Origin of the sequence: Sphingobium fluminis, from assembly GCF_037723805.1 — a bacterium.
GTDB lineage: Bacteria > Pseudomonadota > Alphaproteobacteria > Sphingomonadales > Sphingomonadaceae > Sphingobium.
Map to the genome: position 1 here is coordinate 132919 of NZ_JBBJUK010000007.1, position 11977 is coordinate 144895.

Sequence of the window (11977 nt, forward strand, 5' to 3'; positions counted from 1 at the left end):
ATCATTTCAGACCTCATCCTCATTTTTGAACACCGCGTTCATGGCGCGTCGGAGTGCCGACAGGCGACTGTTTTACGAGCCGCCAGCGTCAAAATTACACAGATGCCGCGCCCAGTCAACAAAATAGAGTGATCGTTCACTTCCTGTTTCCATATTTTATTTGTGGGTGAGATGTGCAAGGTTTTCAGGCCACAAATTTTGTCACAGAGCGTGGCACGGAAAAGGCGATAATGACACGATCAGCGGAAGTGACGTCGCGACGGGAAGACCGGGCGAGCAGCCGTCGAAACCAAATTCTCAATGCCGCCCGCCGCTGCGTCATCGCAGAGGGGTTCCACGGAGCGTCTATAAGCCGCATCTGCGCGGAAGCGTCGATAACCGTCGGGCACCTATATAAAATTTTCGAGAGCAAAGAAGCGATCATGGTCGCTATCACTGAGCGTGATTTTGAAGAATTTATGTTGCACATCACGCATCCCGACAGTCTCGAGGGTCTGAATATCGATGGGCTCATTGATCGATACCTAAATGATGTGCAGTGGCTGCTTGACTTTGACCGGGCAGCACTCGCCCAAGAAGTTCTGGCCGAGGCGGCGCGCAATCCTAAAGTCGCCGAACTAGTGGCACGCGTCGATAGCCAATTTCGTGATGCAATCCGCAAGATTGTGGAGTCGGCGCTTGATGGCCTTAGCGAAAGGGAAATCAATGGGCGCATCGAAACTCTCCTCGTGATGACCCGGGCTTTGTCGCTGCATGCGAGTACCCATCCGGCCAGCGACCCGGGAATTATTGCCCCCGGGTTCGAGATCGCGCTGCGGGCAGTGTTGTCGCCGCCGTCGCAACCGATTGATGCTACACATGCTGGCCTAAGGGCCGAGCAGGTGCAGCGCATGGAAGACCTGGAGAGAGAGAACCAGCAGCTTCGCCGAATAATCTCCGACCTGACGCTGGAAAAGCTGATCCTGCAAGAATCAGCGCGAGAAAACTCCTGAGTCCGCGTACGATGGCACACGCCACGATCATGTGCGCCGGGAGCTTACCAATCCGAAAGTAACATGTGTGCGGCGCTGGATCTTCGATCGAGCACCGTGGTCCCCCTAGCATCCCCTTATTGCAGCACGCCTTTATTGCAGCACGGATGATGCGCAATCAGAACTCCGGAACCAAACATCTAAACAGGACCGCAGCTACGCATTATAGAGTGATCGATCACTTTACTAATGGGGTATCAGAGATTGGGCACGAGCCGGGGGGGCAAACCGGTTATCTCGCGCCCTTTTCCTCACCGGATGCGCTCACGCTTGAGCGAGGAGAAGAAGCTCTCGGCGACGGCGTCATCATGGCAGTTACCACGCCGGCTCATCGAATGCTCAAGATTGTGAGCCCGGATGAAGGCCGCCCAGTCCATGCTGGCGAACTGCGAGTCCGGAACGAAGTGACCGCAGGTCAAATAGGCGGTGGCTTTTTTTAGGATGTCGCGCTCCTCGGTCACGCTGGCCAGTTCGCGCTTTAACTGGCGGATCTCAGCGTCCTTGCCCGTATCACCAGACACTTGCCTGCCCAGCTGGCGCTTCCAGGCATAGAGCGAGTGCTGCCTGACGCCGAGCCGCTGGAAAACCTCCGCTACCGGATAACCCCGTTCGGTGATTTGGGCCACCGCATCACGCTTGAATTCATCGCTAAAATTGGGCTTCCCCATCATCGCCTCCTGTCCTCAAAATTAGGATCGAAGGCGTCCAGAAATAGGGGCTATTCAAATACAGCAGTGCTGGTCCCTGGCCGCGCGATCATAAACCTGGTTGCAGGTGGGCCCGCCGTGCATCGCCAGGGGGTGGCATCGCCCACGTTACCGGGCTACCGATCGACCAAGTGCCGCAAGGGTCACCGTCCAGCGTCAGTTTTGACGCAGCGATTTACGAAAGAAGTAGCTTTTCCGCTGTCCCTTGAGCGATCTGATGCGTATTATTCTATGTGCTACAACTCAAGAGGGTGAGCGCCAATGGATGCAGTCGAGGATATTGATTGTCAGGTCGACCTGTACCGACGTTGGCGTTCGCCGCTGATGGCCTTTTTCCGCCGCAGGGTCGATAACCAAGCGGAAGCTGAAGACCTGACTCAAGAAGTGTTCGTGCGGATTTTCAGGAGCAGCGACGGTACGGTTCCAGCCGATGTCTATGTTTTCCAAATCGCCGCCAACCTACTGACGGATCGAAGCCGGCGCGCACGTGTGCGAAACCGGTTCCGCGACCAAATATTGTTGGATCTGGATCGGGAAGTCGAGCCCATCGACCCCCACCGTATTGCAGCGAGCCGTGAGCGTATGAGGGCTTTCACCAGCGCAGTATCCGAACTGCCCGATCGCACGCGCACTATATTCATTCTTTATAAGTTAGAAAATATGAGCCAGGAAACGATCGGGAGAACCTATGGCATCTCGGCCAGCGCCGTGAAGCAGCATGTCGCCAAAGCTATGGCAGTGATGATCTCGAAAATGAGAGATGCGTCATGAATATGCTTGGCATAGAGCCTTTGCCCAATCGAGACGAGCAGGCCGCAATTTGGTATCTGAACATCGTGCAGGAGGAGCTTTCGGACGATGATCAGAAAGAATTCGAAATCTGGTTGTCCCATCCTGAAAATTTGAAGGCGTTCGAGGAAGCAGCCAGGCTGTGGAATGATGCCGATAGGGCGTCTGAGATGCCCGAGGTAATCCAGTTGCGCTCGGCGGCATTGCAGGATTTCAACCATTTCTCCCAGCGTTGGCCAAGGCGTCTATCGAGACCGGTCTATTTGTGGGGATCAATCGCTGCGACGTTGCTAGCCATCGTCGGCTCGACAGCCCTTTTATTACACCAGCCAGTGCAACGATATCAGACCGGTATCGGTGGAGGCAGAGTCGTTGTGCTGGATGATGGATCCTCGCTGGCACTGGACGCGGATACTGAGGTTGAGGTGCGGATGGGTCGCAATCGGCGTGAATTGACGCTCACGCATGGCCGCGCCGAGTTCGACGTCGCCAAGGATCCGTTGCGCCCCTTCACCGTGGCCGCGGCCGGAAAATTGGTGGTGGCGACAGGCACGGCATTCAGCGTCGAATTGCTGCGCAATGAATTTCTGGCCACATTATATCACGGCAACGTCGCGGTTCTGAACGAACAAGACGAAAAGCCCTTGATCCCGTCGCCGCTTCGGCCTGGCCAGCAACTAGCTGTGTCGCTGGGAGATAAAGCAAAGACTGTCATAACCTCGGTCGATCCAGCGAATGCGATGGCTTGGAGGACCGGTCAGCTCAGCTTCGAAAACGAGCCTATTGCCAGCGCGGTAGAGCGTATGAACCGGTACAGTCGCAAGAAGCTTGTCATCGCCAGTTCGGTAGCCGGTCTGCGCGTCAACGGCGTTTTCGAAGCAGGTGATGCAAACGCTTTTGTCGAAGCGGTCACCGCCCTTAGCCCATTGCAGGCCGTATATGGCGATGGACAGATCACCCTTGTCAGAAAACAAAAATGACAACTTCCAATATGCCGTTCGGACCGCATTGGATGCTCTAAGAAAAGGTGTAATACACTACATTCCGGGACAGGATCGCCGTTCCCCCCAGGTTGTGACTCGGTAAACCACTCCGATACGGGGCAGGCTATGGGCACCTTGTCCTTTTAACGGAGAATGGCCGTAAATTTTCTTACGCGCCATCTGTCCCCGCCGCTGCATGGCGCGTCTTACTCTCTACAAAAAAGAATTTGGAGAGGGAAAAGCAATGATTGGAAGATTCCAAGGATTCCGCCTTAGCTGCGGACCTTCCATTGCCGCATCGGCGATTTTTCTTGCGAGCATGCCGGCTTACGCAGAAGAGGCAGCCTATAGTCTGAATATCCCGGCGCAGGACCTTGATCGCGCGCTCAGGACACTGGCACGTGCCACGCACATGCAAATTACTTTTGACGCAGCATTGCTGTCGGGCAAACGGACGCAAGCTCTGAAGGGCAGTTATACGCCCCGTACGGCGCTTGGCCTCCTGTTGAAAGACACTGGTCTTGTCGGACAAACGGGCAGTTCGGGGCTGATCATTATCCGGCCCGCACCGGCTCATGTGCCGGCTGCGCTCTCAGCGCCCGCAGCGGGCCGGGCGAGGGCAGCGCAGCCGAGTAATAATGTCCCGCATCTATCCCCTGCAGCAGATGACGCGCAGACGTCGAACATCGCTGACATTATCGTTACCGCTCAAAAACGCGCCGAACGTCTTCAGGATGTTCCGATTTCAGTTTCTGCGTTCAATGCGCAACAGTTGCAAACGCAGCAAATAAATACCACTTCCGATCTTGCTCAGATGACACCTAGCCTGACGATGAGCGAACAGTCGAACGTTGTGCTTCCCTTCATCCGGGGCGTTGGATCAACGGCGATCATTCCTGGCGAGGTAGGTAGCATATCTACCTATATCGACGGCGTCTTCATGCCGTCCCCCTTCGGTGCCTCGTACGAATTGGCAAATATTGAATCTGTGCAGGTGCTAAAAGGTCCGCAAGGAACGCTTTTCGGGCGCAATACTGCTGGCGGCGCGATAATATTGAACACCGATCAGCCAGGGTTCACCTGGAAAGGCAAGCTGTCTGCCCAATATGGCAATTACGATTCTCGCAAGGTGGGCGCCTACGTGAACGGCCCGGTTTCGGACCGGGTGGCGATATCGCTGCTTGGCAGCTACGAAAAGGATGACGGTTACCTTCATGATATCATCCACAATGAGCGAACCGGCGAACTGGAGAGGACGATGGCTCGCGGCTCTATCCTGTTTCGGGCGACCGATAACCTCACATTGACGATAAACGCCGATTACGCGAAGAACGATGATAATAGCGGAATTTCGCAGCAGCCACGCAATGGCTATCAGGGAAAGACGGCGATCACTCCTAATCCGACCGGATTTTATGATGTCGCGTTAAACACCGAGGCTTCGGCCAGGATCAAGCAATATGGCGGATCGTTGCACATCGACTGGGACGCTGGCCCCGTACGCGTCGTATCCATAACAGCAAAAAGAAAAAACCGCTACGCCGTGCGGGACTATGACACTGACGTCACGCCGATCAAATATCAAACCATATCATTTGACGAGTATAGCGACAATTTTTCTCAGGAACTGCAGATTATATCGAATGGCGATGGGGCATTCAAATGGGTCGTTGGCGGGTTCTATTCAAATCAGGATGCTGGCTGGAACGATCTCAGTTTTAATGGCGCGATCTTCAGGACAAATACCAATGCAAAGGCGTTGGCGGTGTTCGCGGATGGCACATACACATTGGGCGACTTCAAATTCACTGGAGGTATACGCTATAATATAGACAGGCTAACATATACGGGGTCGCTAAATGGCGTTTTGAGAGCTGACGATTTCAAGAAGAAATATACGTCGGCAACGCCTCGCGCTGTCCTGAGCTATCACCCCAGCCGCGATGTTTTGGCCTATGCGAGCTACTCGAAGGGTTTCAAGAGCGGCACGTTCAGCCAGACGGCTTTTTCGCGCACACCCATCGACCCCGAACGGATCAATGCCTACGAACTTGGTCTGAAGCTCCAGCCCGTACCGTGGCTGACGGCCAACGCTGCCGTCTATCTCTATGATATCAAAGGTTTGGTCGTTCAGTCTCAGGACCCCGTTACCAATCTCCAGGTTTTACAAAATGCTGCATCGGCGCGGACGAAAGGCTTCGAATTCGAAGCGACAATCCGGCCGATCCCGCGGCTTGATATAAATGCGGGCGTTTCCTACCTTGACGCTAAATACAGGGATTTCGACAAGGCACAGGCATTCGTGCCGAGGGCAGCGGGACTCCCGCCGCTGACCCCCGATGGGACCGGCAATATGTCGGTGTCCGTGAATGCGTCTGGCAACAGGGTCGTTCGATCGCCGAAATGGACATTTAACGTCGGCGCTTCCTGGACGATCGATTTGCCATCTGGTGGGTCGGTCGTGCCCTCTGCCCATCTTTTCCACACATCGGCCTTCTTCTTCGACGCCATCAACCGGCTGAAGCAGGACGCCTACACTTTGGTCAACGCACAGATCGAATGGCGACTGCCCGGTGACAGGTTCACCATTGCTGCATATGGCAAAAATCTTGGTGGCACCAAATATCTGGACTCCTTCGGCGCTTCGACTTTTACCGACCGCGCGGTGCCCGGCAGCCCGCGGACATATGGGGTCAGGGTTGGCTACAAATTTTGATGCATCATGTCCTGACTTCCATGCCGTTTTTCAGAGTGGAGGTCAGAAATAGCTTTCATCTAATATGGTGCGATGATGGCTAATGCGGGCACTGATTATGCATTTCCCCAGCGATGAAAGCAAATGCCTTTCCCGTTTATCCGTGCGGATTTAAGAGGATTTCAAATATGCCTGTACGTCGATCTTTGCCACGGTGGATGGTGATCGGCATATGCTTTCTTGGCTGCAACATGACCATGGGCTTCGCTTTTGGCTCATTTGGTCCGCTACTGGCCAGTACAGAGCAGCATTTTGGGATAAACCGCCCTGCTGCGTCCCTGGGTATGGCCTTCGTCACCCTGGCCGTAGGTGGCCTCGCCCCCTTTCTCGGCAATGTCATGCAGATAGTCCCGGTGCGCTACGCGATGGCTGGTGGCTGCTTGCTGAGTGCAGTAGGTTATTTTGGACTGGCGACGCTAAACTATTATCCGCTGGCTCTGTTCATGTTTATATTGACCGGCGCTGGCATCTCGTTGAGCGGCATCATCGGGCCGCTGACCGTCATCAGCCGCTGGTATAAGGATGGTCGCGGTGCCGCGCTATCGATCGCAGAACTGCCCATCTTCATACTGGTCATGCCCTTTGTCATCGGTAGCGTCCTTCCGCAGGTCGGACGATCGGTAATACTTGCGACTATAGCGGTCATCTTTGTCGCGATCGCGCCGCTGTTTCTGCTCTTGCGCGACCCATTACACGACAGGTTCAGCACAACCGGCGACGGCGCGGTAACGAGTTCGCGGGTGATCGTCGACGACGCAGGCGGCCCTGTACTCACCAACCTCCAAATTCTCTCCATGCGTCCTTTCTGGCTTCTTTCGCTGGCCATGGGCATCATGTCGGGGGCCAGTCTGGCCTTCTATGTGCACATCGTCGCTTTTGCCATGGACCGGGGCATGACCCTGCTGGCGGCCGGCGGTATGCTCTCAGCCTATGGCGCTGCCGGGCTGGTCGGCGTGCTTTTGTGGGGCCGCATCGCAGACTGGCGCGGTCCGCCGCAGACGCTCGCGCTGACGAGCTTTCTTCTGACGCTTCTTTGGCTTGCCATGCTAATGGTCCCGACCGGAGGCCTGTACCTGGTTGCGGCGGGTTTGGGCTTGTGCGCTACACCTATGCTCACGCTTCACGGTGCCGCGCTAAGTGGGCTTATTCCGTCGAACAGCGCCAGTCGCGCAATGGGCCTGAGCTACGGCATAAAGTTGCCTTTTCTGTTCGTTGCCGCACCCGCTATCGCGTTCATCTTCGAATCCACCGGCGGCTATACGGTGCCATTTGGCGTCATCGCTGCGATCATGGCCCTGTGCTGCATCCTTTTTATCGCTCTTTCGGTGGCAGCCGGCCAGCAACACAATTCCAGGGCATCTCAAGGACGTCGCCTTGAGCCCGCGCTCTCACGGGAAAAGCTCCGTGCCAAGACTTAGCGTTAGGCATCTAACGCCACGGGTTGACCATATTTGGAGTATAATGATGGAACATGACGTTGTTACCGACGGGCTTTGCTTTCCCGAAGGCCCGGTATGGATGCTGGACGGCAGCATTATCCTGGTCGAGGTGGGCGCAGGCCGTGTCACCCGGGTTTGGCCCGATGGGCGCAAGGAAACCGTCGCCGAGCCAGGAGGGGGCCCTAGTGGGGCTGCGATAGGTCCCGATGGCTTTCTCTACGTAGTCAATAATGGGGGCTTCGTCTGCCACGAACGCGATGGGCTGACGATACCCGGCGAAGCCTTGCCGGGTTACAAGTCCGGGTGGCTCGACCGGATCGACATCGGGACGGGGAAGGTCGAGCGGCTTTACGACAATTGTGAGGGCCACCCCCTTTCTGCACCCAACGATATCATATTCGACTATCAGGGTGGCATCTGGTTCACGGATTTCGGCAAGCACCATAGCCATAATATCGGGTATGGAGGACTTTTCTATGCCAAGCCGGACGGCTCCTCGATCAGGCGCGCGGTGGCTGGCCCGCATTATAATGGCATTGGTCTGTCGCCTGATAGGAACACCCTCTATACCGCCCCATCTTACGAGTCATTGCTGGTCGCCTTCGACATAAAAGGACCGGGCGAACTGGCACCGACAGCAGGGTTCGTGATGGGTCGGCCTGTTGGTCAATTTGCCCCCCATCAAATGCCGGACTCCTTCGCGGTCCTCGCTAACGGGCATGTTGCCGTGGCGACGACGGTGGCGAAGTCGGGGATTGCATCGGTCGATCCGGCAACCGGGCAGATCATCAACTATCCTCTGGATGACATGGTCGTTACCAACATATGCTTTGGCGGCGAGGACATGCGCGACGCCTGGATTACGCTGGGAACGACCGGGCGTCTCGTCAAGACCCGCTGGGACACACCAGGATTACGGCTGGCGCACTATAGCTGAAGTCTTGATTGGCTTAGCAATGGACCTTGCTCTTATATCAATTGCAACGGCCTCCCGCATCATTCAAGTGGATACGCAATAAGTCGCTGGCCTTGAGGAGAGAATGGTAATGAAAGTGCTCGACGCACAGGAACTATTGCAAACCGCTCAGGATCGGACCGGCCTGTCCGACTTTGGACCGGGCGATTTCCGCGAAGGCCTCGACATGCTCGTGAAGGGTGTCAATGCCGAGGTCGGCGTCCGCCCCGATCGCGTCGAGCATCTGCGGGAGAACGTCTTGCGCCTGTTGATCAACCGGCTGTGGTTCCAAAAAGACCTCGCTGAGCATCCCGAAATTCTCGACGAGATCATCGACGCACCGATCATCATTACGTCGATGCCGCGCACCGGCAGTACGAAATTGCAACGGCTGCTGGGCGCATCGGGGGATTTCCAGCTCGTCGAATATTGGAAGGGGCATATGTTCGCCCGCATTCCCGGTGCGCCTGACGGCGGACGCGAGCAACGCATTGCCGAGACGCGGGCCTATGAGAAGTGGCTGTACGAGGTGTCCCCCGACATGATCACCGGCCATCCCGTCTTTACCGACGAGGCCGAGGAGGAGATGCAGCTTCTCGAATATTCTTTCCGAACGGGGGCGATGATGGTCATCGGTTCACCCTCCTTTTGGGGATGGCTATTGAGCGCCGATCCGACGCCGGCTTATGACTATCTGAAGACGCAGCTGCAATATCTGCAATGGCAGAACCCGGCGGACCGCAAGAAACCCTGGCTGCTCAAGACGCCCATTCATTTCGGGATGGAAAAGCAGCTGAACCGGATTTTTGACAACCCTCGCTTCATCGTCACCCATCGCGATCCGACCAAATGCGTGCCCTCGATCGCGGGCGTCGCCTATAACTGGCATTTGCTATATGCGGACGCCGAACCCGATCTCAGCGGGGGCGAGGCGCTGACAGCCTATTATGGCCAGTCTGTGGACGATCATCTCGCCTGGCGCGATGATGATCCGAATCTGCATATCCTCGACATCGGTTTTTCCGATATCACCTCGAATGATGACGCGGTCGTCCGCAGAATTTACGAGGCGTTCGGTCTGGCGCTCACGGAGAAAAGCCTGCAGGGGATGCGCGAATGGTCGGAGCGCAATCCGCGCAACAAACATGGTGGCTATTCCTATTCGGCCGAGAAATTCGGTACGACCGATGACGCGATCCGCAATCGGTTTTCCACCTATTACGATCGTTTCGCGCCATTGCTGACGTGAACATCGCTTTCCACGATGGGGCCTTGGATAGTCATGTCGTCTACGAGAGCGATAGGCAGACCTCGTCGAGAGGCTTCGCTCCAAGCACCTTAGGATATGATGGGAGATATATATATGAGCAGTAACGGCCCCGATATTGGCATTGCCACCGCTTGCACCAAGGATACCATCGCGCCAGCGGTCCTTGGCCAATGGGCCGAAGCCAATGGCTTTGAATCGCTCTGGTTCGGCGAACATTCCATATCCCCGTAGGTCTGAAATCCGAGCGTCGCACCTACAAGGAGGTGCCGGAAAGCTTCAAGGAGATGTACGATCCGCTGCTTTCGCACATGGCCGTGGCGGCGGTCACGAAGACACGGAAGCTGGTCAACTCGATCTCGATTATCACCGAGCATCACCCGATCAGTCTGGCGACCAGGATCGCAACGCTCGATCATTTTTCGGACGTCGTTTCATCCTCGGCGCGGGCGCCGGCTGGAGCGCGGAAGAAATGGCCGACTATGGCATTGCGTTCGAAGACCGCTGGAAGTGGGTGCGCGAATGCGTGCTGGCGATGCGCCAGATCTGGGGCAACGAAATTGCCGAGTTCGACGGCGAAATGGTCAAGTTCCCGCCGATGTGGTGCGGACCCAAGCCAGTCAAGGGCGGCAAGCTGCTGTCCTGATCGGCGCTTACACCAAATTCGCCTTCCCCCGCATCGCCGAATATGCCGACGGGTGGATTCCGGTCGACCAGAATGACGCCATGCCGGCCGCCGTGGCCGATCTGCGCGCCTATATGGCAAGCAAGGGCCGGTCCTTCGAAGAGCTGGACCATACGGTCATCACCCATCATCTGGGCATGTTCGAAGGCAATCCCGATCGCCTCAAGCAGCGGATCGGGGAACTGCACGCGATGGGTTTCAACCGCGTCCTGCTCCAGCTTCCCTCCGAAAGCGCAGACACCCAGTGGCGGACGCTGGAAACCCTGCACAAGGTCGCACAAGCCTTCACCTAGAGGCGGTCCGCCCCCACGTAAACTTTGCGGTAGCAGGGCCTCCGGGCCCGACCGCGCGTCGGTCCCTAACTATTGTCGACAGTCGCTCGCATGGCTTCGGTGTAGCGATTGCCTCGCACCGGGTGACTTGCGAGCAAATCACGAAGGGCGCCTAAGTCCGCTTCGGTCAATTCAACATCGGCACCTCCGGCATTTTCCTCCATGCGATGCCGTTTGGTTGTGCCAGGAATCGGGACGATCGCCGGGTCCTGCGAAAGTAGCCATGCCAAAGCGATCTGCGCCGGCGTGGCCCGCCTGACCTCTGCTATTTCCCCGATACGCTTGACCAGGTCAGCATTAGCTTCGCGCGCGTCGCCCTGAAACCGCGGCAGTGCGTTGCGGATGTCTCCATCCTTAAACGGTGTGTCGTGATCGATCTTGCCAGTAAGGAAGCCCCTGCCGAGCGGGGCAAAGGGAACGAGACCGATACCCAGGTCTCTTAGCGCAGGAATGGTCTCCGCCTCCAGTTCGCGTGTGAACATGGAATATTCACTCTGGAGCGCGGCAACGGGCTGTACCGCATGCGCGCGACGGATGTTGGCAACACTTGCCTCGGACATTCCAAAATGGCGGACCTTGCCTTGAGAAATTAGGTCTCTGACAGTCCCTGCGACATCCTCGATGGGGACGTTGGGATCGATACGATGCTGGTAGAACAAATCTATGACATCGGTCCCCATTCTCGTCAGCGATTGCTCAGCAACCAGGCGGATACGGGCGGGACTGCTATCCAGTCCGATTGCAGGGTTCCCATCTCTAAAGCCGAACTTCGTGGCAATGATGACGTTTTCGCGAAAGGGTGCCACTGCTTCCCCCAGCAGCTCTTCGTTCGCCGCACCATAGGCTTCGGCGCTGTCGAAGAACGTGATGCCGCGACAATAGGCTGCACGGATCAATGCGATTGCATCCGGCTTATCGGCTGCTGGACCGTAGCCAACCGTTAGACCCATGCAACCAAAGCCGATTGCGGAAACCTCAGGTCCATTCGCTCCCAAAACACGTTTTTTCATCTCGCTCCCTTTCTGCCCAAGAGG

10 protein-coding genes and 4 pseudogenes are annotated in these 11977 nt (G+C 56.4%); 11 read left to right on the forward strand and 3 right to left on the reverse strand.

The features are described 5' to 3' along the window. Window positions 1–230: 230 nt before the first annotated feature. Both WG907_RS16475 and WG907_RS16480 read left to right on the forward strand, forming a co-directional pair. Window positions 231–422 (forward strand): annotated as a pseudogene (locus WG907_RS16475) (TetR/AcrR family transcriptional regulator); the annotation flags it as partial. Window positions 423–878: 456 nt separating this feature from the next. After that, window positions 879–997, forward strand: a pseudogene (locus tag WG907_RS16480) (IS3 family transposase); the annotation flags it as partial. Between the two features lie 288 nt (window positions 998–1285). On the opposite strand, the pseudogene WG907_RS16485 reads toward WG907_RS16480, so the two are convergent. Then, window positions 1286–1423: pseudogene (locus WG907_RS16485) on the reverse strand (IS3 family transposase); the annotation flags it as partial. Between the two features lie 33 nt (window positions 1424–1456). After that, window positions 1457–1702, reverse strand: a pseudogene (locus WG907_RS16490) (transposase); the annotation flags it as partial. Between the two features lie 297 nt (window positions 1703–1999). On the opposite strand from WG907_RS16490, the gene WG907_RS16495 reads away from it, so the two are divergent. From WG907_RS16495 to WG907_RS16535, 9 genes are all read left to right on the forward strand, one after another. Next, window positions 2000–2509: an RNA polymerase sigma factor gene (locus WG907_RS16495; RefSeq protein ID WP_340234512.1), complete on the forward strand. Its 510-nt coding sequence runs from the start codon at window positions 2000–2002 to the stop codon at window positions 2507–2509. Further along, window positions 2506–3507: a FecR family protein gene (locus tag WG907_RS16500; RefSeq protein WP_340234514.1), complete on the forward strand. Its 1002-nt coding sequence runs from the start codon at window positions 2506–2508 to the stop codon at window positions 3505–3507. The genes WG907_RS16495 and WG907_RS16500 overlap by 4 nt, the downstream gene beginning before the upstream one ends. Window positions 3508–3754: 247 nt before the next feature. Next, entirely contained in the window at window positions 3755–6226 is a 2472-nt protein-coding gene (locus WG907_RS16505) for a TonB-dependent receptor (protein WP_340234515.1), read from the forward strand. A gap of 230 nt (window positions 6227–6456) precedes the next feature. After that, window positions 6457–7683, forward strand: a complete 1227-nt coding sequence (locus tag WG907_RS16510; RefSeq protein ID WP_340234516.1) for an MFS transporter — start codon at window positions 6457–6459, stop codon at window positions 7681–7683. 46 nt (window positions 7684–7729) lie between these two features. Beyond that, window positions 7730–8641 (forward strand): SMP-30/gluconolactonase/LRE family protein, encoded by a 912-nt coding sequence (locus tag WG907_RS16515; RefSeq protein WP_340234517.1) that lies wholly within the window; start codon window positions 7730–7732, stop codon window positions 8639–8641. Window positions 8642–8750: 109 nt separating this feature from the next. Then, window positions 8751–9908, forward strand: coding sequence for a sulfotransferase family protein (locus tag WG907_RS16520; RefSeq protein ID WP_340234519.1), 1158 nt, complete (start codon window positions 8751–8753; stop codon window positions 9906–9908). Window positions 9909–10022: 114 nt separating this feature from the next. Further along, window positions 10023–10160, forward strand: a complete 138-nt coding sequence (locus tag WG907_RS16525; protein WP_340234521.1) for a hypothetical protein — start codon at window positions 10023–10025, stop codon at window positions 10158–10160. Next, window positions 10114–10572, forward strand: a complete 459-nt coding sequence (locus tag WG907_RS16530) for an LLM class flavin-dependent oxidoreductase (protein ID WP_340234523.1) — start codon at window positions 10114–10116, stop codon at window positions 10570–10572. Before WG907_RS16525 ends, WG907_RS16530 begins: the two co-directional genes overlap by 47 nt. Continuing rightward, a complete protein-coding gene (locus WG907_RS16535; protein WP_340234525.1) occupies window positions 10530–10904 on the forward strand; it encodes an LLM class oxidoreductase in 375 nt (124 codons plus the stop codon). Before WG907_RS16530 ends, WG907_RS16535 begins: the two co-directional genes overlap by 43 nt. A 65-nt stretch (window positions 10905–10969) precedes the next feature. Here the strand turns inward: WG907_RS16535 and WG907_RS16540 are convergent, their stop codons facing one another. Then, complete coding sequence (locus WG907_RS16540) at window positions 10970–11953, reverse strand: aldo/keto reductase (protein WP_340234527.1); 984 nt, start codon at window positions 11951–11953, stop codon at window positions 10970–10972. Between the last annotated feature and the right edge of the window lie 24 nt (window positions 11954–11977).